The following is a 24575-nucleotide window of genomic DNA, read 5'->3' as shown; positions in this document are numbered from 1 at the left end:
ACAAAACACTAGCACTCTCGCCGATAAACTGCAAAAAATCGATGCTACTTCCGCAGTTTGATCGACTAGAATCAATTACCGGATTTGACGACGCCACACGCTAAACGTGCATCACCTCCGCCAAGTGGCGACGGTACGTCTGCGTAATTATCACCTCCTATGTGGACCATTAAGGAGCGGTCTTTAATTTCAGAAATTTTTTTAATTCGCGGCGCGAGGACGCTCATCGTTGCCTGGCCCCGCATATCAACGTAAAGTGCGGGCAAATCACCGAGATGGCCATTAATATTGTAAGGCCCAAGATGCTTGTTAGTATTCTTTGGGTCGTAATGTCCTCCCGCAGCGGCGCCAATGACGCCGTCTTTCGTATCACACGAAGGGTTTTCGTGCACGTGAAAGCCATGAAGACCTTCTGGCAACGAGGACAGATTTGGCGTAAAGATTAAACCCGCTGGATTTTCTTGAATTTCAATCACACCGATGGGATTTTTCGCGCCGTTTCCTCCTAGTTCATAGATTTCCACTTGAGTAGACGATGCTAACTGGGTAGGCGACGCTAACGCGGAAGCGCTAGAACTCGGGGACACGAGCGCAATTAATAAGAAAAAAAATTTTTTATTCATGCACCACCTTTTATTATCTAGTTTTCACGGATATTTATACCTACTCTCAGCGGACATGTAAACAAACACTTTTTTAGTTAAAGATTGTGTTAAAGGGTGTTGAAAAAGGAGCTAAATATAATTTTAACGCGATTATCTTTTCGCGTTCCTATGAAGCTCCTCCGTGAATTTCACTAACATCTCTAGGAAGAGAGTTTTATTTTTGTACTATGATAGGTTGTATAAGCCGCACAACCAAATTTTTCATCAGGCTAGGAGGAGGGGAGTCTGCATTGAATCCTACTAATTTTATCTATCACTAACTAATCCAAGGATACTGCATAGAAAGCAGAGGGCTTTCGTAGATATGTTTCATAATTGCGTGTAGTGGCCTTGAAAGCTTCAAGGTGTCGAGCGAAGTATTTTCGTTTTCTGAAATCGAGAGCAATTTTTATTTTTCGCAGGCGTTTTGCTAGCTCGGTCTGCGATTTTTTTCGAAGCCTTCAATAGGAGCTCATAAAAAGAAAAGAGATTGCAAAAACCTACGCCCTCCGTTTCATATAAACAGCGCGAAGCACGCCGCTCTATTAGCGCTACCGTAAACTGATTCGAATACGTAGCAAAGAAACCCTTAACTTATACTCTCAGAGGCGGCCTGAACACTAAACGCTAAGCGTGAATCTGTTTTGAGAATATTACATAATACTACATCTGCCGCCCGCTCTGGAACACTGATTGATCAAACTACTGCTTGGCGCTGAATGTCTGCTTCCTCTCCTATTTTCTCCTTCTCCGGTACAGTTGTACTGAGAAATCGTAACACTTAGAGGTCGACTTACTGCTCCAGTTAGCCGTACTGTTGCAAAAGCATGAAAAATTATCGGTTCTGTTCTTAGTTGAGCAAGCTGCGACATAATAGCCTCAACCTCTCTAAGCTCTGTGAGATGCCTGGAATACTCTTCATAGCTCATAGATCGAGCACGTATATTTGTCGGAACCACTATAATCCCACCTCTAGAACGAAAAATCGGAACAGCATGCGCGACCCTTTGACCACTTGCACGAGTATAGTGAGTTAAACCAACCCAAACTGTTCCGACGGGCGCATTTAAAAGGTCTCCCACTGCATTTCGAATATCAACTGGATTAGTGGCTATCGGAGATAATTGCCAGTTGTAATTTGGCAAAGCAACCTGCGTCGCTGCAGCAGCCGACCTTGCATTACTTGCAGGACCCCTTCTCCTCGGATTTAGAGGAACACCAGAAATAACATTAGCATGCCTCAGAGCACTGTGGAGTCTAGGAAATCTCCGTTCTACAGCAACTATCGGGTCGACACCGGAGCCTAAATCAAAAAAATAACCTCTCGAACGGGGATCACCTGGATAACTGTCCATGACCTCTGCAATTATTTGATAAGTATGCAAAAGACAGGTACCGCATATTCCTATAAGTGTTTCAGTGCCTGCCGTTGAAGTCGCTGTATCGTAAAATCTCCTTTTCCATGTTTCATTGAATTCAAAATCAAGGAATCGAAAATCACGAGGCAAAGACCGCTTCATCCTCTTAGATTTGAAAATTGTCGGCTTCGTTCCGGGGGCTGGGCAGTAAGGGAGCTCTTCCATCGCATCCCCCGAAATATAGCGACTCCACCGCTCAATATCGTAAGAAAAAACAAAATCACTCGTCGGGTTATTACTTGTGTCCCGTTTAAGAAAAGAAAGGTTCGCAGCATAAGGATACCCCCAATCGGGACCCGACTGATAAACCCTTAATACACTACCATAACTATTAAAAAGGGACCCCTCATTTCCCAATAACATAGCTATGTCCCAGGAGAAATTATCTCTCGCTTTGGGGATTGTATCATCGCAATATTGCCATGTCACCCAGCCATAAGAACCTGCAGCAGATTGCGGGGAGTACATGCAAGAAAGCAATCCGTTAAAGACATAGTAGTAGCCAACATGTCCGTTTTCGGGATTATAATAAAGGTCATTGCCTTCAGTCACAAAGCCACGGTCTGTGAGATAATACATGACGAAGCCCGTACTAGTTGCATATTTCCAGCTAACAGGGGTTTTTAGACTTAAAGTACCAGGTTTTGCAACAGTCTTTACCCACCCGTCCATCGATTGGTTTAAGGCATGGTCGTAGGGATCTCTTTTATTTTTCGAGATATAAGCATACCACCCAGTATGCTTAACGCGAAACCTTGCATCGGCCGTGTAAATAGCTCTGCCATTAATAACCCAACGCTGGTTAGCGTCATTAAGGGCACAGGGCCTAAGCGTAATATAATCCCAATTCGCTTTTCCATCTCCATCAATGCCCGTGACCGAACCCGGGGCTGTCATACACAGCCAAATTTTATTAACCTCCCAAGCTATTCTCTGAAAGACATCATATCGACCAGACCGAACGTAGGAAGAAGAGCAGTCATCGAGGTAAACATAGCCCTCACCCTTCGTAAATACCGGAGCATAACAATATTCCCCCCCGCCGCTAATATTAACACGGATAGATTTATCAACCGGATCATCGGCGGGCTTTTGAATAACAGCGGGGCTGGGGGGATTTGAAAAAGCAGCCAGAGAATTAAAAGACGATAACACGATAAAAAAGGACAAAAAAAACTTAAAACTCATTTTTTTCTTCGAATTACAACACATTAAACCACCCGATGCAATTTCATTGCACCTCGCCTCATTGTACGATGAGCCCCCACCAAAACAACAGACCGCGCCTTTAAGCTCAAATTTAAGGCGGAAAGGTGACTAAATTAAAAAAAATATAAAAAAAGGGAGGATTATATAATTAATAAACTGAAAAGTTTAAATTATTTTATTTGAGATTGATATTTCAGGAAAACCGATTTTACGAAGAAATGCTGTGTATAATCATAAAGGGAAGAGCGCTAATTTCAGCTCAAAGTTTAATGGGGGGGCGAAAGTTTTGTTTCATTGCGTTGGATGCAGAAATTTTTTGCTTCAATCACGGAAAATTGATCCCTTATCAGAAAAAAGATGATCATGAACAACGCTCCCGAAGACGACGCAATAACCGCTAAGTTTTGCATAAGATGCATAAAGCTTTAGCTATTTACCAAACGATCTTGTCTCTTACTTCCAGTGGCAAATAATATATCTGCTGATAAACGACAAAGGCCTGTTATAAATTTTATAAATTAGCTGGCGGAGGGGGTGGGATTCGAACCCACGGTACAGTCTCCTGCACGCCGGTTTTCAAGACCGGTGCCTTCAACCACTCGGCCACCCCTCCAAAACGAAGATAGCTTTATAATAGGCGCGTACTTTTTACAGGGTTCTTTCAAAAGGTCAATCGCTTTTAATAATTTAAAACAAAAATTGCTTTTTTCTGTATTCTTTTTATCATCGGAAACTATATTTTATTTTGGAAGCTAATCCATACATTTAAATTAAAAATTGTTTAATACATTATATACAACTTAAGATTGTTTTATAATTATTACTAGCGCAAGCAATCTGAAGTTTTTATTCATTGAAAAATTTTAAGAGCATCTCAGTTATTACGACATATAAAGTCACCCGCAAAACCAAAAATCGTACCGACTATAATGCCTATTATTGATCCTATAGCTATACCGGTTATTACACCTACAGAAAGCGCTACACCCACGCCCATTACAATAATCGGCCCAAAGCCTGGAAGAGCAATATAGCCGTAAACTGCGAGAAAAGCCGCAATTGCTCCTGAGACACCACCATTTAATCCTCCAATGATTGCAGGTTCCTTGATAAAATGACAGATCTTTTTTAAAAAAGTTTTTTCGTATCTTTTCAAATTAAAATTACTATAAGGTTCAAAATTAGTCATATCCTTTTCTTTCATTTTGGACACTAACCACCCCAGAATAATCGACCGATATGAAAAAATGGCATTTTTGAAATTCTACTAATGCACGCCAAATGCCTTTGTCGTCTAAACGCAGTCGTTTAGTTTTAAAGCCGTTTTTTATGAGGTAAGCCTTAATTTGAGAAGCGGTAAATGAATTTTGCCCTTCTTTAAGGTTATTTTGAGTAAATATGTGTTCAGAAGTTTTGCAATAGGGATTGTAAAAAATCTCAGTTGACGAAGCTATAGTTGTGGTCGAAACAGAAACGCTTATTGTAAAAAAAACAATTGAGCTAAAATTTTTAATTAATCTCATTTCGTCACCATTCGTCTCAACACTGCTTCCAAATATTCAACTCATGTACTCCGACTTAACCCCTGTATTGCTGACAAGTTCCAAAATTCCTTTTATTTTTGATATTATGCTTAATAATAATGTAAATTTTTGAAAATGGGATTTGAGTCACTTAAATTATGTTTACAGCATACATAATTAATTAAAAAAACTAATGTGCAGAAGCAATTATATTACGGTTTATATTGTAATAAAATTTTTTTAAGTTTTGGTTCGCTGATGCGTCCCGCTGCTTCCAATGCTGTAACCCACTCATATGTACGTTGATTCTGTTCTGGCCATTCTTTTTCTTGATGTAAATAAAGTACAGAAAAAACATAAACGCAAAATTTGCTATTCTTTTTCCTTAAATCTAATTTTTCATATTCATATGTGCCTATAGGAAATGTATCAACGATACCCCGAATTCCGGCTTCTTCAAAAGCTTCTTGCAATACAGTTTGCGAAAAGGATTGTCTCGAAATTGGCCACCCCTTTGGTATAACCCATCGCCCAGATCCCCGGCTAGTAATTAGGAGGAATTCGAGGATTCCATTTTTTACACGGTAAATTAATGCACCGACTTGTAAAAAATGCGTGTTATCTACTAAGATATATTTACCGTGGGCGATATCCGAACCAGTGATTTTTTTTATCATATCAGCGTCATCACCTAGGTGATTTTGTGGTAAAAATTCGCGTAATTTTTCTTAATCCGCTGCCAGGATGCATACCTTCCTGCATAAATAAATTGCGTAATGAAGAGAAGTTGCGCAATAATTCAATCCCGAAGCTTCGTGCAATATGGACGAGCAACATATCAGAAAGTAACGCACAATTAAGTGCGTGAATAAATCCGCTTCGGACAAATATGTCGGGTTTGCGGTATAGATTATAATAAGCAATAATTTTTTCGAAATTAAAATTGGATATCTTATCAGGCATAATATCAATTAAAGTTTGAATATCACGAAATCCTAAATTAAACCCTTGTGCTCCAATAGGGGGGAAAACATGGGCTGCTTCACCTACTAGAATTGTTCTATTGGCAGCGAAATAGTGAGGAATAAGTCCTGAAAGAGGCCATGCTTGAACTGGCGTTTTTACCATTATTTTACCAAGCATAGACTGCATCTGATCTTCGACCACTTTTGCAACCGCTTCAGATCGCATATTTAGTAATTTTTCAGCACGAGAGGGGGTAACAACCCATACGAGACTGGAATTATGTCCTGGTAATGGAACTTGTGTAAAAGGGCCGTGTTCTGTGTGAAATTCGTTTGATGTATTGTGATGAGGCAAACTATGCGAAAAATTTAAAACGAGTGCTGTTTGCCGATAGTGCCATATTTGGGCGCCGATTCCAGCTGCAGTGCGTGTCGGGGAGTCGCGCCCATCAGCGGCGACGATAAGCGATGCTTGAATAATCTTGCCGTCTGAAAGAGTAATGCGTGTATGGTTTTGTTGATGATGAAAAGATTTTGCTGAAGAAAAAAATCTTGTAATGCTTGGAGTATGTGCAACAGAATTAACTAAAGCATTGTTCAGCTTTAAGTTAGGTATATTATAGCCAAAAGCCTTTTCACCGATTTCAGCAGAGTAAAAATTTATGGTGGGAGCACGCACAAGTCTAGACGTTGCATCAATGATTCTGATCGAGGATAAAGCTGCTGCATAAGGCTCGAGAGTACTCCAAATATCGAATCTTTGAAGCATATGGACTGCTGGCATCATGAGGGCAGTCGTCCGCAATTCATTTTCACAAGCAGCGGGACCAATAAGAGAAACGGAGTAGCCTTTATGTGCGAGATTAAGTGCGGCCAACATACCAATTGGCCCTGCTCCAATTACAGTAATATTTTTATGCTTATTTTTTTCAGATATCACAAGCGCTGGAACCTTTCCGATATACCCAATCATTTTGATGTTCTGAGTAATTGATGTTTTTTTATTATTTATATATGTAATCGATGCCTTTTTATTATATAAAGTCTTTCTATTATATTACGTATAATCATTTGCTATATAAAGAAGTAACCGTATTGTGTTCTTCTTATAGGTCAGTCATACAATAAAGAGAAAAATGCCAATAATCAAATAGGTGGGAATTCTATGAGAGCGAGAAGAGTGAGGATAGAGAAATTTTGGAACATAAATTAACAAGAAAAATCAGAACAAATACTGGCCGATTGCGTCATAAAAAAGTAACAATGCCGCAGGCGAAGGCTTTTTCTGTCCATTTGCTAACAGCTTCAGGTTCATTTTTAGCATTTCTTTCTTTGATATCTGCGTCTGAGAAAGAATGGGTTGCTATGTTCTGCTGGCTCGGACTCGCACTTCTCGTTGATGGTATTGATGGGCCGATTGCTCGCAAACTTGATGTTAAATATATACTCCCGACATGGTCCGGTGAATTATTAGATAATGTTATTGATTATGTAACTTATGTTTTAATTCCGGCCTTCGCACTCTATCAAAGTGGCTTTATAGATTCGAAACTATCCTTTTTGTTAAGTGCTATTATCGTTATTTCATCGGCTATTTATTACGCGGATACTGGCACGAAAACCAAAGAAAATTTTTTTAAAGGATTTCCTGTCGTTTGGAACATGATGGTTTTCACGCTTTTTGTCGTTAAACCAGGGGAATGGATTGCTTTTACCATTATTTTTCTGTCAGCGATCATATCTTTTTTGCCCATTTATTTTATTCATCCAGTAAGAGTCGTTCGTTTACGCATGCTTAATCTTCCGATTTTCTTTATATGGTGCGCTTTCGGTATTGCCGCGTTTTTTTATAAACTTAATGCTCCTTGGTGGATTAAAGTCGGGATTTCAGTAGCTAGCGTTTATATTTATTGTATTGGCGCTGTTATGCAGCTATTCCCTAAATTAGGTGCACAAAAAAATGAAAAGAATGCGAATTGACTTTGGGGCAAGTGAAAACATCTCTTTTATAAAAGAAGGTTGCGCCGGTATTGTGAAACTCACACGCCCTTCTGCATTGAATGCTCTTAATCATCAAATGGTTCTTTCTTTAACAAAGGCCCTTGAAACATGGGCAATAGATGATGATGTTCTTTGTGTTTTAATTGAAGGAGAGGGACGTGCTTTCTGTGCTGGTGGGGATGTTGTAGAAATTTATCGGATGGGGCCGATAGATTCTTCTTATCAGTATTTCAGTGATGAATATCGCTTAAATGCTTATATCAAAGATTTTCCAAAACCTTATATTTCCTTCTTAAATGGTATTTGGATGGGAGGAGGAGTGGGAATCTCTGTGTACGGTTCGCACCGTATCGTCACAGAAAATACACTCTTTGCAATGCCTGAGAGTGCTATCGGCTTTTTTCCAGATGCGGGTGCGAGCTTTTTTTTACCGCCTATTCCTAGTCATTTTGGCGTTTATCTTGCATTAACAGGCGCATGTATAAAATGGGGAGATTGTTTGAATCTTGGGCTAGCAACTCACGCTGTTCCTGAGTGTAGCTTAAATACAATTAGAAAAGCTATTGTTGAACAGGGGGATCCTACTCCGGCTTTAAAAAAACAAGCAATTACGAGGGATTATGAAACGAGTAGCGAAATACGCTATGTTATAGACACTTGTTTTGGTGTCAGCACATTAGAAAAATGTATGGAATTACTTTGTAAAAAAGAGCTTACATTCACTAAAGAATGTTATAATACCTTGCAATTACGTTCTCCTATAAGCTTAAAAATTGCCTGGAGACAAATGAAACAAAGTTCTCCCCAAACGTTGAAAGAGTGCGTAAAAATTGAAAATCGTATTGCACATCATATGATTAACAATCATGATTTTTACGAAGGGGTGCGTGCTATACTTATTGATAAAGATCGGAAACCTAAATGGCAATTGGACAAACTTTCAGCTGTAACAAATGAAATAATTGAATCTTACTTTCACCCCGTTGAGAAAGAACTTTTTCTTTCTTAAAGTAGGGGATATTTACTGCGATACGACTTTTTAGCGAATATAGGAAGTATAATTAAACAAGCTATTTAGATTTGATTGTAAATTTCATTTTTTTATAAAATTATGATAAATATCCCTTGCTTTTGGTTTGTTAATCTGCTACAAGCCAACTCATAAAAAGTGAGCTAGAAGTTGTCCCGTTTAGAGAGGGGAGGAGAGTGTTCGCATAGTAGGGGAGAGTTCTATGGTACGTAGGCTCTGTGTGTGTGGTGCTTAAGTGAGAAATCGGCTATTTTCTTTTTGTGAGCCGGCGCGTTTAGTGGAGCGCCGACCAGTTTTGTTCTTTGATATTGTTTAGTTATATAAAAATTCCGAGGAGGCTTGTGACAGACGAAATGAGGCCTGCCGCGGCGGATATTCCGAATATAACGAGTGATCCGATTACCATAAATTTGTCCTTTCTTTAGATAATTGAGTTAAATTGTTAAATTAAAGAAAAAATAATACGGTTGAAGAAATGCGGTTGGAGAGGTGTTTATAGGAAAAAGACCCACCATAAATTATAAATGCTTGCGGTAGCGGTTGCTGTAGATCCTATCCAGAGTAGGCTGCTCGCGGCTCCCCATAAAGCTGCTATAACCATGATTTTCATCCTTTCATAAAAATTGTTTGATATTTATACGAAAAGTTTAGCGAAATTTGCGATAGATGAGATGAAGCCTGCTGTAGCGGATATTCCGAATATAACGAGTGATCCGATTACCATAAATTTGTCCTTTCTTTAGATAATTGAATTAAATTGTTAAATAAAAAAATAATGCGGTCGGAGAAGTGTTTGCTCCGCGGGGGCGGTTCGTTCAGGATAAAAAGAGACTAAGAAATTGAAGAAACCAAAAATTTGCTAACATGGGGCTGCTCTTTTTTCTTTCAAGTGGTGAAGGGAAATTACCCATGTAATCCGGCGGCCGCGGTTATGGCGGAAGCTGCCGACAACGCGAGAGAGAGAATTCCGAAAAACATTATCTCTATCATGAAAAAATATCCTTTCCTTAACAGTCATGGTGGTATTGAGATTGAGAGGGGCAAAAGAAAAGCGGCTAAATCGGTCGCCCCTTCTTTGGCGGTCACGCAAGAGTGGACGCGGACGAAACGATCGCGGATAATGCAGATATAAACAATAACAATGTTGGTGATGGTATCGTCATAAATCTTATCCTTTCCTCTCGTAAAATCGTGATAAATATCGCATAATATATATTATGGAACTTTATTACGCGATCTTACCACGTAAGTTAAGATTAATATTAAATTTGATAAGTTCGAATTATGTCAATATTATGACTATAATTCAGTGAAAACATTTTTATGACAATTAATCATTTAACGGTACGTTCGTTTCTAAGATAAGGCCTTGATACGCAGGCTTAACGTGCGACGGAACGTAATTTACAACGTCGTTATAATCAAGTGAGTCATCCATATGTGTTAAAATAGCTTGCTTTGGTTTAAGGTACTCTATCCAATGTAATGCTTGATCAACTGAAAAGTGACTTAAATGAGGTTTAAATTGAAGAGCTCCGATAATTAGAACGTCTAAATTCATTAAACCAAGTAATGTCTTTTCGGGAAATTTATTAACATCTGTGCAATATGCAACATTACCAATACGGAAACCAAAAGAATAAATAGCGCCATGCAACTGTAAATGTGTTTTAAAAGTGATTTCTCCCCCTTGTCCACAGATTATAAATTTACTCTCTTCACTGATAGTATGCGCTCTTAAAATAGGTGAATAATACGAATTTTTCGGCACTTGAAAACAATAGCCAAAAGAGTTTTTGAGATGCTCTAACGTGAATGAGCTTGCATAAATATCTATTAAACACTTTTGTGAAAGCGCATAGCTGCGTAAATCATCAATACCGTGAATATGATCTGCATGAGCGTGCGTATAAACAGCGGCATCGAGATGTTTAACACCTGCATTGATCATTTGTGACCGAAAATCTGGGCCTGTATCAATAACAACAGTTGTTTTTTTTCCTGATTTACAAACTCGTTCAACTAATAAAGAACTTCTATAACGTTTATTTTTTGGATTATTCGGATTACAAGCTCCCCAATAATTGTTAGAGCGCGGTACTCCCGAAGAAGAACCACAACCTAAAATTGTAAATCGGTACCGATCAAACATTCCGCCTTCCTTATTTCATTTTGCTAAACAAGCGAAAAGCATTCTGTGTCGTTATATGAGCTACTTCTTCAGTACTTAAGCCGATCGTCTCCGCTAAAACAGCTGCTGTATGACGCACAAAAGACGGCTCGTTTATTTTACCACGATGAGGAATAGGCGCTAAAAACGGTGCATCTGTTTCTACTAATAAATGCTTTTGAGGTACAATTTTTGCTATTTCACGGACTTCAATTGCATTTTTAAAAGTAAGAATACCTGAGAAAGATATATAACCACCAAGTTCAATTGCTGTACAAGCAAGTCGCATTCCTGAAGAATAACAGTGAAAAATAAATGGAAAATCCCCCTCTTTCATCTGTTCGCGTAATATCTGTTCCATGTCTGTATCGGCATTGCGCGAGTGAATTACGAGAGGTAACTGTGTTTCCCGAGAAGCAATGATATGTTCTTGAAAACTTTTTTTTTGCTCTTGCGGTGAGGTATAATCATAATGATAATCAAGTCCAGTTTCCCCAAACGCAACGACTTTGGGATGCTTTGATAAATGAATAAGATTTTCAGCTTTAATATGGCTTTCTTCATGCACATGATTAGGATGAGTACCGACGGAACAAAAAACTTGATCGTAAGTTTGTGCAATTTCCAAAAGGCCGTCTAGTTCGTTAACGCGCGTTGAAATTGTTATCATGCGTTGAACATTGGCAGCTAAAGCCCGTTGAATAACACCATCCAAATCTTGCGAAAAATCCTCAAAATCAAGATGACAATGTGTATCAATTAACATCATTAATATCACTTTCTTTAAAGATATAGCGAGGGAAAATTGGTTCTGGTAGCGGAAGAATCGTACCTTCTTTAATTTTCAAATCACCTATATGCCGCAATAAACGATCTTCCTCGGTGATTGAAAGGCTATCTAAAAGTTTAGCAGCTGATTGTGGAATAAAAGGCAAAAGCATAATACCAATCCGCCGCAAAATTTCCGCGGTTATATAAAGGACTGTACGAAATCTTTCGGGATTATTTTTACGTAAACTCCAAGGTTCTTCGTTAGCAAAGTAGCGGTTAGCTTCCGTCACAACTGAAAAAATAGCCGATAATGCTAAATGCGGTGCTTGGTGTGACATGACTTGACGCGCAATCTCAAGTGCTTGAAGAGATTGTTCTAATAGCTGCTCATCCTGAGCTAATAACGCGGCCGGTACAGGGATTTTTGCATCACAATTTTTCGCAATCATGGACAAAGAACGCTGTGCCAAATTACCAAGGTCGTTGGCAAGATCTGCGTTAATACGATTCAAAAAATTATCGCGGTTATAACTGCCATCCTGCCCAAATGGAACTTCACGGAGAAAAAAATAACGTACCTGATCAAGACCATATTGTTCAACCATCTCGAAGGGATCGACTACGTTCCCAATAGACTTCGACATTTTTGCACCGCGATTAAGTAAAAAGCCGTGAGCAAAAACACGCTTAGGCAATTCAATTCCCGCTGACATCAAAAACGCTGGCCAATAAATTGCGTGAAAACGGATGATATCTTTACCAATGATATGAATATTTGCAGGCCAAAAATCACGTTTTTTCGAGCTTTCATCAAAAAAATCAATTGCCGAAAGATAATTTGTGAGCGCATCAACCCAAACGTACATTACATGCTTCGGATTACCTGGGACACGAACACCCCAATTAAAACTTGTACGTGAAATAGAAATATCTTTTAAACCCGACTTAATAAAACTTATAATTTCGTTACGTCGCTCAGCGGGCCCAATAAAATCAGAGTATTTTTCATAATGCTCAAGAAGAGCTTTTTCATACAAAGATAATCTGAAGAAATAACTTTCTTCTTCATTCCATTCAACTGGAGATCCAAGCTCCTTTTCATAGCGGATCCCGTTTTTTCCAACTTCGGTGTCTTTTTCCTCATAATAAGCTTCTTGGCGAACCGAATACCAACCAGCATAACGCCCAAGATAAATATCACCATTAGCTTCCATCTTTTTCCAAATTTCTTGACAAGCCCGATGATGCCGTTCTTCCGTTGTGCGAATAAAATCATTATTAGAACAATTTAGTATTGTAAGCATTTTTCGGAATACAGCACTATTACGGTCTGCGAGTTGCTGGGGCGTCATACCTAATATACGCGCCGTCTGCTGCATTTTTAAGCCGTGTTCGTCTGTGCCAGATAAAAAAAATACATTTTTACCCTCCAATCTCTGAAAACGGGCAAAAGCGTCGCTTGCAATAGCATTGTAAGCGTGCCCGATATGGGGGTGGGCATTAGGGTAAAAAATCGGAGTCGTTATATAATATGTATCACGCATATCGTATCCGTCATAAAATGCAATAAAAAGATGTAGTGACATAACTCTTACTAGCCGCGTTGTCACGGAAAAAGCTTACATTCTTGAACGACTTTGTGAGCTTTAAGCAGCATAGTGGTGACAAATTGTTTTTTATCAAGGTTAAATAACTGCATTTCTACTGTTTCTTGATAAATATCTCTCCATGTTTGCGCGCATTTTTGGGAAAGAGTGAAAGCCCCTCCCCTGGCCAACATAACAGCCCTCTTGTGAATCTCATCAAGAATTTCGTCGCAAAGTTGCCGGAATTGACTATCAGTATTAGATAACGAAAGAGTTTGAGCAAGATCGTGAGCGACGGTCGGGTCATAGATAGTTTTTTTTAAAAGATTGTCGATGGTCTTAACAATTTTAATCCCGTTGCTGCAAATCAATAAAGCCGCTTTTCGAGGCTTTCCGTGAGATTTTTGAGTAACTATTTCAACGGTCTTTTCATCGAGAGATGACTGATTGGGGAAAACGCGTAAAATAACCTGTTTCATCTCATCATCACGTAGCCGTCGCAGAGAGACTTTTTGACAACGTGAGCGGATTGTCGGGTGTAATCTCCCTAATGAATGCGTAATAACAATAAATAAAGTCTTCGCTGGAGGCTCTTCAAGTGTTTTAAGAATTGCATTAGCAGCGTTTCTATTCATATCATCAGCCGAGTCAATAATAACAACACGCCACCCGCCATCTTGCGATGTCTGGGTTAAGAAGTGTGTGACGTCGCGGATATCGTCAATTGATATGCTTGTTTTAAACTTCTTTGTATTTGAATCGAAACGACGCGAAACATACAGAAAGCCGGGGTGGCAGCCCTGCGCGATTTGACGCCACACAATTGAATCACGCTTAGGTTGTAAAAATTTACTTTCTTGATTGTTTAAAATATTCCAAGCAAAGTGAAATGCTACTGTCGCTTTTCCAATCCCATATTCCCCCTCAAACAATAGTGCGTGATGTAGACGCCCTTCTTTGCGCATTTGCATTAAAAAAAGAAGAACTGATTCATGGCCTATTATGATATTGTTTTGTGATGGTGGCAAAATTCCATCAATATCATCATGTTGGTGTAAAAAATTTATATCACTCATAGGCTATAATCTAACATCACTTTATGACAAATATCTTTTATTTTATGTGCGATCATCTCTATTGTGCCTGTCGCATCAATTACCCGAAACCTGTGAGGTTCATTTTTAGCTAGTTGAAGAAAAGCCTGTCGTCTTTGTTCTTGAACACTTAATTCATCTTTTTCAAAATAATCAATTTTTTCAGTTTTTTTTCTTCGTAAATTTGTACGCTGCACGCCAAATTTCGCCGGTACATCTAACAAAAACGTCAAGTTAGGTATTATTCCGCACATACCAATATCTTCTAAAATAGAAAGAATATGGGAACTTACTTGGCCATTTAATCCTTGATAAACACGCGTGGAATCAATAAAACGATCACATAAAACAATTTTACCTTCCTTCAACGAAGGTGCTATTACTTTAGCGACGTGGTCAGCACGTGCAGCTGTGAACAAGATTGCTTCAGCGAAGGCTCCGTATTGCTCTACATTACCAGACAATAAAATATAGCGAATCGCTTCAGCACCTGCTGTTCCTCCAGGCTCTCGTGTTACAACGACTTCGTAGCCTTTATTCCGAAAATACTGAGCAAGAAAAAAGATTTGAGTCGTTTTACCCGCCCCCTCCCCGCCTTCAAATGTGATAAAATAACCTGACACGTATGGACCTTAATTTTTTATTTAGTGCGCATTATAAATATCTTCGCAATTTCCCGATTGTTGCTTCATATAACGCATCTCTTACTTTTATAAAAAAATTTCCTTCTTGAATATCAGATCCAGTAAAAACTGGCTTTTCAAGAAGGAGATTTTTATCCAATAAAATCTGAATAACACCGACTTGTTGTCCAGAAAAAACAGGGGCTTTCAGCGGACCAGGATATCTAATTACTGCTTTAATATTCTTCTTCTTTTCATTTGAAAGCATAAAATTTATTGGCTCTTTAACGATAAGGGGAACAGAAATTTGCGATCCACCGTAAACAGAAGCGTAACCGACTATTTCTCCTTTTGCCAAAACTGTTTTTAGGTCAAAAGCTGTCATTCCCCATTGGAAAGTGCGTACCACTTCTTTTGTACGCTCTTTATTATTTTGTAAACCATTCATCGCTAAAAAAAGGCGCCTATGTTCTTTATTAATGGTAACAACCGCTGAAAAACCTCCCTTTTCACTATACCCAAAACCTAATCCCTCTACGCCAATTTTCTCAGAAATAAAGGGGTTTTTATTGCGTTGAAAAATTTTATTCCAAGTAAAATGAGGCTCACTATAAAGCGCGTAATAATCAGGGTATTCACGCGCAATATGACGCGCTAACGTGATCATGTCATATAACGTGACAAATTGCCCTTCTTCGGGAAGACCCGTTGCGTTAACAAAATGGCTGTGTAATAGTCCAAGCGCTTTAGCTCTTTGATTCATAAGTTTTGCAAAATTGTCTTCGCTTCCCGCTATGCCTTCAGCAAGAATAATGGCCGAATCATTCCCATTTACGATAATCATACCCCGCAAAAGATCAAGAATACCTACCTCTGTATTAATCTTCGCGAACATAGTAGTGGTACCTGAAGGCGCTCCCCCCTTGCGCCAAGCATTTTCGCTTACTTTAAATTTCTGTGTCTCGTTTAATATTCCTTCTTTTAATTGATGAAACACTACTTCAGCTGTCATCAATTTCGCTAAAGAGGCAGGAAAAAAAGCGACATCACTTTGTTTTTTTAAAAGCACCGTGCCTGTATTACCATCTAATAAAAGCAACTGCGGCGCGGGCGTCTGGAATTCTTTTGCCCATCCCACTTTATTTAATATTAATATCCAAAATAAGACAAGCAAAAGCTTTAATGCAGCACGCACAGTTGATTCCCCCTTATCTAGAAAATCGATACAAAGAAATATATTGCGCGAGAAGAAATTTACTTCCGTAGAAAGAATGACCAAAGCGCCCTGGAATTTAACAACTTTTCAAGCTTCATTCAACATCATTAAAGCGATACAATAATGTGTTGTAGAATCTTTTGTTTCTTCCTTTGAAATTACCTTCAATATTTCAAATTCACCGCTGATACAATAAATTCTCGATAATCTGACTTTTCAGCGAGCATGTCCGTCCTGACTTATTTAGCACGTTTGGAATAAGCTACTTGCTAATCGATCATCATTAATTATCTGTCGCTTAAACATTTTTTATCATTAACGTAAACTTAATTTTCCGTTTAAAGCAGATTGAGCGAATTTATCATAATCTTCCCAATCGCTTTATCTGCGAAAACCATTTGATTGAATAATACAGGTTTATCAGGCAAAATTGGACCCGCTTCCGGCAATTTTATCAGCACAGGCTTAATTGATTGTTCTTTATTTACTATTGGTTGCCTTTTATCTATTGAAGTTTTAATTAATCGTCGCTGGCTGTCTGTACTAAACGCCAAAAATACAGCATCTTTTTCCTTTTTTTTCGTTACGGATGGAATACTATCTCTACGTACATAAGAAGCCATTAAATAGGAATTTTCGTAATTATCAGTAGGTGCTCTAGCGACGTACTCCACCTGAACATCTGTCACACCTTCATCTGCATAGCCAAGCATTACTGCAGCTTGTTTTGATAAATCAATAATTCTATCCTTTTTGAAAGGACCGCGATCATTTACCCTAACAATAATAGAAGCTCCATTTTTCAAATTAGTAACACGAGCATAACTAGGTAAAGGCAGTGTCGGGTGAGCAGCAGTCAAAAGATTCATATTATAAATCTCCCCATTTGCTGTTAAACGCCCATGAAAATACGAACCATACCATGATGCTTTCCCGACACGCTTGTAGCTCAGGTCATCTTTTGGATGATACCATTTTCCTTTTATTTGGTAAGGTTTACCGACAACAAATCTCCCCTCGTCTTTTTTCTGATTTTGGTTATTTAATAATTTTGGGGGTACTGAGGCAATTTTAGCCTCCATTTTATCACTGGAGTCTTTCATTACAGAGTGTGTTACTTGATTCACGCACGCCGTTAGCAATTGCAATGTAGCCATCATAAAAAAAATCGAAATATTAATTTAGTAATGGAAATAGCTTTTTCTTCACTGTTTAAAAACATTTATTAACCTAATTATTTCTATTCACGTCCATAAACAGCAGCTTGCACCTTCTGTATACAATAAAGCTTATATTTACGAAATAATTGCTTTAGAAAAGTCTAGCACAAAAATAGAAAATTATAAACTGTGAATAAATAGAATATAGTTTACCTTAAACAGTTTTAGGACAACAACAATAAACAAATTAGAAAAGTTAACTTCCTAACTTCTTGCATAATATTTGAAATATTATCATTGGTGAGCGCGCAGGGATTCGAACCCTGGACCTACTGATTAAAAGTCAGTTGCTCTACCAGCTGAGCTACGCGCTCCCAAGCAAGCTAACTTGCTTTTGGAAAGTGACAGGAACATACGGGCGACTTCTCATTTGGTCAACACTTTTTAAAAAAATATTATTCCTCAATTCAAATTATCCAAAATGTTTATTATTTTTGTTAATTTATCATTTTGTGCTATTTTGTTAATTTTAAATAATAAAAATAGTTTAAATAAGTGAATATCCTAGAATTATTAAAGTAATTATATTAAAGTTATATATAAATACAGTAAATTGTGTTTAATATCATTTAATTAATAAATTAAAACTATAATATAATATATTGATATATATCGAAAATATTATACTGAGCTGTATCAGTAGATACTTACGTTCAAGCAACAATCTATATTATAAAAAGGAAGCTTGTGTGCTCGAAAATCACTATTAAAATAAAAACATAAAGCTTTCAGTTGTAAATATTTTACGAACGATAATAAAACCAGTATGTACGATAATTTCGAGTGTTTAACTAAAATAGTTAACTACACAAAGTTCAAAATAGCATTTAACCGATATTATGATGCGTGACAAATAAATAATAGCCAAATTACGTGAAGCTGTTTTTACGAAATATATCATTATTTTTTAACGACATCACTCAGATAACACAGAGAACACAGCTAAGTAACTTATAAGCTGAACATAAAAAAAATAGCCCTATAAGCTTCTAATTTATACTCAAACAATAGGCAAAGATTTTTGATTTATTTCATAAAAACTTGTAGAACAAGTGTGAAATACATATGTTTTGTTTTTTATGTTTTGTTTTTTAGTGATTTCTTTTTCGATTTCTTGATTGGAATGTTGAATGCTGACGTGTAAACAATATGAGCTGCTTTTGTTCATTCACAATCATATGAAAGAAACAGGTGTCCCACCCTCCTTTGATGAAATGAGAAGAGCGCTAGAACTTGCTTCAAAATCCGGTATTCATAGACTCGTTACAGCTCTAGAAGAACGAGGATTTATACGCCGTTTACCAAATCGTGCCCGCGCAGTAGAAGTTATCAGACTCCCAGATAGAATAACATTTGATCTTTCTTCGGCTCGTAAAATTTTTCCAAGTATGATAAAAAAAGACAAAAAGAAAATATCAAGAAACTTAGACAGTCTCGATAATATTAACGCTGTAGATAAAAAAAACGTCACTATTCCTATCATGGGCCGCATCGCCGCTGGTGTACCTATTTCTGCTATACAACAACAAATAAATACACTTTCTCTTCCGCCAGACATGATCGGTTTAGGAGAACATTACGCTTTAGAGGTTAAAGGAGACTCTATGATCGAAGCAGGTATTTTTGACAGAGATACTATAATTGTTAAATGTCAAAGTACAGCAACATCAGGCGAGATTATCGTTGCATTAATCGATAAAGAAGAGGCAACTTTAAAACGTTATCGACGTCAAGGGGCCTCTATTGCACTAGAAGCCGCGAATCCTCACTATGAAACGCGCATATATGGATCTGAGCGCGTTCTCATACAAGGTAAACTCGTTGGGCTTATTCGTCGATATTGACTAAAATAATGCAGCAAAAATAAGCACAATTTGTGTATTTAAATAAAAAGTTGATGGTATATTTTCCGTATTTTATATCACGCGTTCTGCCAGGATACCTATGAAAAGAATAAATAACTTGGTAGTAAATTGCATTGTAAATATATAAAGACAGAAAAACACAGGATACTTTAAATTTTACTCTTTGAGTAAACAATAATGAATAAAATGCAGGAATTATCATGGTAGCGCCTCGTATTAGTTTTGTTTCTCTTGGTTGCCCAAAAGCGCTTGTAGATTCTGAACGAATTATTACAAGTCTTCGTTCCGAAGGCTATGAAGTATCAAATAATCATAAAAGTGCTGATCTCGTTATTGTTAATACTTGTGGCTTTCTTGATTCTGCACGCAATGAATCACTAGCTAACATTGACGAAGCTATTAAAAAAAATGGAAAAGTCATTGTAACTGGATGTTTAGGAGCCGAACCGGATACTATTCGCCAAGCATACCCTAATGTACTAGCGATTACTGGACCACAAGATTATGAAAGTGTCATGCAAGCGGTTCATACAGTGATTCCTCCTATCCACGATCCTTTTATTGATTTAGTGCCTCCACAAGGCATCCGCTTAACGCCCCGCCATTATGCTTACTTAAAAATTTCTGAGGGGTGCTCCAATCGATGTAGTTTTTGTATCATCCCTTCTCTGCGTGGTGATCTTATTTCACGTCCTATAAGCAATGTTCTTCGCGAAGCAGAAAAACTTGTACAAGCAGGTGTAAAAGAGCTTTTGGTTATTTCTCAAGATACCGGTGCTTACGGAATCGATGTAAAATATTCTGAAAGCCTTTGGAAAGACCGCACAATAAAAACAAAATTTTTGGATCTTTGTCTTGAGTTAGGAAATATGGGCATTTGGATACGAATGCATTATGTTTATCCTTATCCCCATGTCGATGAAGTCATCGAACTTATGGCTGCAGGAAAAATTCTTCCTTATTTAGATATTCCTTTCCAGCACGCATCTCCAACTGTTTTGCGCAATATGAAACGCCCTGCTCACATCGAAAAAATAAACCATAGAATTGAAAAATGGCGTAAAATTTGTCCAGACCTCACTTTACGATCAACGTTCATTGTTGGCTTTCCAGGAGAAACTAATGAAGATTTCGATATGCTCCTTGAGTGGTTGGAAGAAGCAAAAATTGAACGAGCGGGTTGCTTTAAATACGAAGCGGTGAGAGGCGCCGCCGCAAATAATTTAGGATTAGAAAATATTGCTGAAGAAGTAAAGGAAAGTCGCTGGAACCGTTTTATGGCAAAACAACAGAAAATTTCCGCTTATCTTCTGAAGAAAAAAGTTGGAAAAAGGCTCCAAGTTCTTATTGATGAAAGTTACGGAAAAACAGCTAAAGGCCGTAGTAAATACGATGCTCCAGAAGTAGATGGCATCGTGCATATATCATCGCGGCGGCCGCTTCGTGTGGGTGAATTTGTCACCGTTAAAATTGAACGATCTGATTCCTATGATCTCTACGGCATTGCAGTTTAGAATATCAAAAAAGAAGAAGATTTATGTCATCAATACTTAATTTAACGCATTGAAATCAAAAAGCTTTTTATCAAGTAAATGACTTGGGCGCACATTTGTCAAAGCGCGAATCATTGTGTCTTTACGTCCCGGCATCCTTTTTTCGATATCTTTTAGCATTTTTTTCATTGCATTGCGCTGTAAACCATCTTGGCTACCACAAAGATTACAAGGAATGATAGGAAAGCGCATTAACTGAGAAAATTTTTCCATGTCTTCCTCAGCGGCGTAAACAAGAGGGCGCAAAACAAAAAGATCGCCTTCGTCATTTAAAAATTTGCCCGGCATAGCGGCTAACCGACCACCGTGAAATAGGTTCATAAAAAACGTTTCTAAAACATCATCACGATGGTGCCCAAGAACTAAAGCAGAACACCCCTCTTCACGTGCTATACGATATAAATTTCCCCGTCTTAATCGAGAACAAAGTGAACAATATGTTGACGCGTCTTTTAGCTTATCTTTAACAACTGAGAAAGTATCCTGATACTCAATACGATACGGAATTCGGTGAAAATTTAAAAAATCAGGAAGAATATGCTTCGGAAAGCCAGGCTGGCCCTGATCAAGGTTACAAACCAAAATTTCAATGGGAAAAAGACCACGCCACTTTAAATCGAGGAGAAGCGCTAGTAAGCCGTAAGAATCTTTTCCGCCTGACAAGGCAACAAGCCATTTATTTCCTGAAGAAAGCATAGAAAAATCATTAAATGCCTGCCGCACGTGGCGCAAAAGCCGTTTGCGCAATTTATTAAACTCTACATTTGAAGGGGCGTCCCGGAACATCGAATGATAACCAGTACCCTCCCCCTCTAAAAGATCACTATTTTCTGCAGTTTCCTGATATTTAATTAAAGATTTGTACATGAGATCACGACCTCGCATAACGCAACAGTCCGTTCCGTAATACCCCACACGCGCAATAACAGATATAAAAAACCGAACCTATTCTAATTTAAATCCGTAAACTTAAAAAAAGAGTTATTCTATGTTACAGCGTGATAAAAAAACAGAAAACATACCGCGCTTAGCATCCAATAAAAAGGGACTTTTTAACGCCGCCTAAAAAAAGTCCCGATGAAAACAAAGCAAAATGCTTAATTTTCTCGACATATCAGAGATATAAGAGCGAAAAGTAATTTTGTATAGAGAAATTTATCGCGAATAAAATTCGACAACTAAATTCGGCTCCATTTGCACAGCATAGGGAACATCCGCAAAAGAAGGAATGCGGATAAAAGTCGCTTTCATTTCGCTGTGGTCGGCTTCAATATATTCAGGAACGTCCCGCTCAGCCAATTGCACAGACTCTAAAACTAAAACGAGCTGTTTCGATTTTTTTCGAACCTCAATAACATCACCTGGCTTACAGCGATAAGACTGGATATTAGTGCGCCGACCATTTACGTTAACGTGACCGTGGTTGATAAATTGGCGGGAAGCGAAAATGGTAGGAACAAATTTTGCGCGATAAACAACAGCATCCAAACGCGACTCCAAAAGGCCAATAAGATTTTCACCTGTATCACCACGACGGCGAGCGGCCTCTACGTAAGTCTTATGAAATTGTTTCTCGGAAATATCACCGTAAAAACCCTTTAATTTCTGCTTTGCACGCAACTGTACACCATAATCAGAGAGTTTTCCTTTACGCCGCTGACCATGTTGGCCAGGACCATAATCACGACGATTAACGGGAGATTTCGGGCGGCCCCAGATATTCTCCCCCATACGGCGGTCAATTTTATATTTTGTTGATTCGCGCTTACTCATCGCATTTCCTTCAAATAAAAAACAAGGTCAAAATAACCCAACTCAGAGGAAACGCGCCCTCCTCTGTCTTCAAAAACGAAGACTGACAGAACACCTCACGCACAACTTGCGAAGATATCCACGGGACACGTCAGTTAACGACATTTTCTCAAAAGAAAAATCCGCGCCTTTTCTATTAGTCTCACAAATTAAAGTCAACTCCCTTTATTATATTTAAATTGAATCTTTTCAATAAATGCTCTGTTGGGAAACTGATATTTTGCGATATAAACAATGCAAGATTTTCATGTTTTTTCAAATTTTTGCTTTGCATTTTGGGAAGTAACAACGATCTCGTATGTCTGGCCACAGCCTTTGCGGGATTAATCCATTCAACCGGCCACGGAGCTTGTTCACAAAACAGGTTGACCAAAAAAGGATAATGCGTACAGGCCAAAACAATGACGTCAGTATATTTACCATTTTCCTCAACAAAGCATGGCAAAATTTCACGGCGTAAGTCTTCATAATTAACAGGATATCCGTGTAAATAATCTTCAGCAAATCCAGCAAGCTTTTCGCTTCCAACGAGCTGGACACGACATTGGCCAGCAAAAGATTTTATCAATTCATATGTATATGCACGCTTAACTGTTCCAGGAGTCGCTAACACTGAGATTAAACCAGACTTTGTTCTTCCCGCAGCTAATTTAATTGCCGGTACAGTTCCTACAAAAAGGACATGGGGAAATTCATTTCGTAAATCTGCCATCATCAATGTAGAAACTGTATTACAAGCGATCACACATAAAGTAGGATTATAGAGTTCTAGGAGATTCGTAAAAATCTTTAAAATGCGGCGTTTTAAAACATCCTCTTCCCAGACGCCGTAAGGGAACCCTGCGTCGTCAGCAACATAAATAAATTGAAACTCTGGGACGAGAGCATATACTTCCCTCAGCACCGTTAATCCACCGATACCGCTATCAAAAAAAAGGAGTGGTCGTTTATCCATCAGCATTCACGCTCGTTTTGACTTGTTTCCGATCAAGTTCTACAGGTGCGCCACTTCCCCGCGGAAATTTAGGCGAAAAATGATCGAGCGAAGATACAACTCCCCGTAATAAACGAATTTCGGGTTCGCTAAAATTAGCACGTGTAAAAACAGAACGCATATTTGCAACCATCACCTCTTTACGTTCCTTAGGCCTAAAATATCCACGCACATCCAAAGCACTTTCTAATTGTGATAAAAAACCATGAAGCTCCTTTTTATCAGCGGGTTTCATCTCTATCGCGCCAAAAGCAGTATCATTTAAATTTTCTAAACCTGATTTCATCCATTCATAAGACATAAGTAAAACTGCTTGAGCGATGTTAAGCGACGCAAAAGCGGGATTAACCGGAAAAGTGACGATTTCATCTACAAGACTGATTTCGTCATTTTTTAGTCCCCACTTTTCTCTTCCGAACAAAATTCCCGTTTTATGACCAGCGTTTTCGCGGTAACGTAAAATACCCGCCGCTTCAACGGCGCTTTTGACACCTTTAAAACTATATCTTTTGCGCGCGGTTGTACCAAAAACATAATTTAAATCTATAATTGCGTCACGTAATGTTTCAAAAATCAATGTATTATCAATTACATGATCTGCTTTACTTGCAGCAGCTCTGGCTTTCTCATTCGGAAATGATTCTCGCGGCTTGACCAACCGAAGTTCAGATAACCCAAAATTCGCCATTGCTCTTGCGACCATACCGATATTTTCAGGTAATTGCGGCTCAACCAAAATAATAATTGGACCACTCATTATATTTTTACAATTTTTATTTGTTCCTGCCATTAATTTCACCAATTTTCATAAATTGTGTTTTACCGTCGGTTTTTTTAACTCAATTTTGCGAACAAGTACTCCCTAAAATGAGATTTTTAGC

The 24575-nt window shown here is 38.3% G+C and carries 21 protein-coding genes and 2 tRNA genes; 4 read left to right on the top strand and 19 right to left on the bottom strand.

Going from position 1 to position 24575, the window contains the following annotated elements; all coding sequences use genetic code 11:
* Positions 1–71 precede the first annotated feature (71 nt).
* The 7 genes from sodC to BANH1_RS03480 form a co-directional block, all read right to left on the bottom strand.
* A complete protein-coding gene (sodC, locus tag BANH1_RS03510) occupies positions 72–623 on the bottom strand; it encodes a superoxide dismutase family protein (RefSeq protein ID WP_015398044.1) in 552 nt (183 codons plus the stop codon).
* 674 nt (positions 624–1297) lie between these two features.
* On the bottom strand, positions 1298–3250 hold the full coding sequence (locus BANH1_RS03505) for a DUF1561 family protein (RefSeq protein WP_015398043.1): 1953 nt from the start codon (positions 3248–3250) through the stop codon (positions 1298–1300).
* A gap of 544 nt (positions 3251–3794) precedes the next feature.
* Positions 3795–3884 (bottom strand) — tRNA-Ser (locus BANH1_RS03500).
* A gap of 261 nt (positions 3885–4145) precedes the next feature.
* The gene (locus BANH1_RS03495; RefSeq protein ID WP_015398042.1) at positions 4146–4475 is read right to left on the bottom strand and encodes a hypothetical protein; all 330 of its coding nucleotides are present in this window, start codon (positions 4473–4475) and stop codon (positions 4146–4148) included.
* A complete protein-coding gene (locus tag BANH1_RS03490) occupies positions 4453–4794 on the bottom strand; it encodes a hypothetical protein (RefSeq protein ID WP_015398041.1) in 342 nt (113 codons plus the stop codon). Before BANH1_RS03490 ends, BANH1_RS03495 begins: the two co-directional genes overlap by 23 nt.
* A 212-nt stretch (positions 4795–5006) precedes the next feature.
* A complete protein-coding gene (locus BANH1_RS03485; protein WP_015398040.1) occupies positions 5007–5471 on the bottom strand; it encodes an NUDIX hydrolase in 465 nt (154 codons plus the stop codon).
* 10 nt (positions 5472–5481) lie between these two features.
* A complete protein-coding gene (locus BANH1_RS03480; protein ID WP_015398039.1) occupies positions 5482–6732 on the bottom strand; it encodes a UbiH/UbiF family hydroxylase in 1251 nt (416 codons plus the stop codon).
* Between the two features lie 224 nt (positions 6733–6956).
* Between BANH1_RS03480 and pcsA the strand changes: the two genes are divergently transcribed.
* Positions 6957–7739, top strand: a complete 783-nt coding sequence (pcsA, locus tag BANH1_RS03475) for a phosphatidylcholine synthase (RefSeq protein WP_015398038.1) — start codon at positions 6957–6959, stop codon at positions 7737–7739.
* Positions 7729–8769, top strand: a complete 1041-nt coding sequence (locus tag BANH1_RS03470) for an enoyl-CoA hydratase/isomerase family protein (RefSeq protein ID WP_041582981.1) — start codon at positions 7729–7731, stop codon at positions 8767–8769. The genes pcsA and BANH1_RS03470 overlap by 11 nt, the downstream gene beginning before the upstream one ends.
* A gap of 1351 nt (positions 8770–10120) precedes the next feature.
* Here BANH1_RS03470 and BANH1_RS03460 read toward each other — a convergent pair.
* The 8 genes from BANH1_RS03460 to BANH1_RS03425 form a co-directional block, all read right to left on the bottom strand.
* Positions 10121–10942: an MBL fold metallo-hydrolase gene (locus tag BANH1_RS03460; RefSeq protein WP_015398036.1), complete on the bottom strand. Its 822-nt coding sequence runs from the start codon at positions 10940–10942 to the stop codon at positions 10121–10123.
* Positions 10943–10952: 10 nt separating this feature from the next.
* Entirely contained in the window at positions 10953–11726 is a 774-nt protein-coding gene (locus BANH1_RS03455; RefSeq protein ID WP_041583226.1) for a TatD family hydrolase, read from the bottom strand.
* Complete coding sequence (metG, locus tag BANH1_RS03450) at positions 11716–13275, bottom strand: methionine--tRNA ligase (protein ID WP_015398034.1); 1560 nt, start codon at positions 13273–13275, stop codon at positions 11716–11718. The genes BANH1_RS03455 and metG overlap by 11 nt, the downstream gene beginning before the upstream one ends.
* A 62-nt stretch (positions 13276–13337) precedes the next feature.
* Positions 13338–14393 (bottom strand): DNA polymerase III subunit delta', encoded by a 1056-nt coding sequence (locus BANH1_RS03445; RefSeq protein ID WP_015398033.1) that lies wholly within the window; start codon positions 14391–14393, stop codon positions 13338–13340.
* Positions 14390–15034, bottom strand: a complete 645-nt coding sequence (gene tmk, locus BANH1_RS03440) for a dTMP kinase (RefSeq protein ID WP_015398032.1) — start codon at positions 15032–15034, stop codon at positions 14390–14392. The genes BANH1_RS03445 and tmk overlap by 4 nt, the downstream gene beginning before the upstream one ends.
* Positions 15035–15065: 31 nt before the next feature.
* The gene (locus tag BANH1_RS03435; RefSeq protein WP_015398031.1) at positions 15066–16229 is read right to left on the bottom strand and encodes a D-alanyl-D-alanine carboxypeptidase family protein; all 1164 of its coding nucleotides are present in this window, start codon (positions 16227–16229) and stop codon (positions 15066–15068) included.
* A 359-nt stretch (positions 16230–16588) separates the two neighbouring features.
* Positions 16589–17377: a septal ring lytic transglycosylase RlpA family protein gene (locus tag BANH1_RS03430; protein ID WP_338022601.1), complete on the bottom strand. Its 789-nt coding sequence runs from the start codon at positions 17375–17377 to the stop codon at positions 16589–16591.
* A 331-nt stretch (positions 17378–17708) separates the two neighbouring features.
* Positions 17709–17784: transfer RNA gene (locus tag BANH1_RS03425), tRNA-Lys, on the bottom strand.
* 816 nt (positions 17785–18600) lie between these two features.
* On the opposite strand from BANH1_RS03425, the gene lexA reads away from it, so the two are divergent.
* The gene (gene lexA, locus BANH1_RS03420) at positions 18601–19314 is read left to right on the top strand and encodes a transcriptional repressor LexA (protein ID WP_015398029.1); all 714 of its coding nucleotides are present in this window, start codon (positions 18601–18603) and stop codon (positions 19312–19314) included.
* Positions 19315–19535: 221 nt separating this feature from the next.
* Entirely contained in the window at positions 19536–20849 is a 1314-nt protein-coding gene (gene rimO, locus BANH1_RS03415) for a 30S ribosomal protein S12 methylthiotransferase RimO (protein WP_015398028.1), read from the top strand.
* Positions 20850–20885: 36 nt separating this feature from the next.
* Here the strand turns inward: rimO and ttcA are convergent, their stop codons facing one another.
* The 4 genes from ttcA to BANH1_RS03395 form a co-directional block, all read right to left on the bottom strand.
* Positions 20886–21773, bottom strand: coding sequence for a tRNA 2-thiocytidine(32) synthetase TtcA (gene ttcA / locus BANH1_RS03410; RefSeq protein ID WP_015398027.1), 888 nt, complete (start codon positions 21771–21773; stop codon positions 20886–20888).
* Positions 21774–22043: 270 nt separating this feature from the next.
* Entirely contained in the window at positions 22044–22661 is a 618-nt protein-coding gene (gene rpsD, locus BANH1_RS03405) for a 30S ribosomal protein S4 (RefSeq protein WP_015398026.1), read from the bottom strand.
* Positions 22662–22842: 181 nt separating this feature from the next.
* A complete protein-coding gene (murI, locus tag BANH1_RS03400) occupies positions 22843–23655 on the bottom strand; it encodes a glutamate racemase (RefSeq protein ID WP_041582976.1) in 813 nt (270 codons plus the stop codon).
* Entirely contained in the window at positions 23648–24484 is an 837-nt protein-coding gene (locus BANH1_RS03395) for an RNA methyltransferase (RefSeq protein ID WP_015398024.1), read from the bottom strand. Before BANH1_RS03395 ends, murI begins: the two co-directional genes overlap by 8 nt.
* Positions 24485–24575 lie beyond the last annotated feature (91 nt).

Source organism: Bartonella australis AUST/NH1 (assembly GCF_000341355.1).
In the GTDB taxonomy this organism is placed as follows: Bacteria; Pseudomonadota; Alphaproteobacteria; order Rhizobiales; family Rhizobiaceae; genus Bartonella; species Bartonella australis.
Note: the sequence above shows the minus strand (reverse complement) of the source record. Positions and strands in the feature narration are given on the sequence as shown.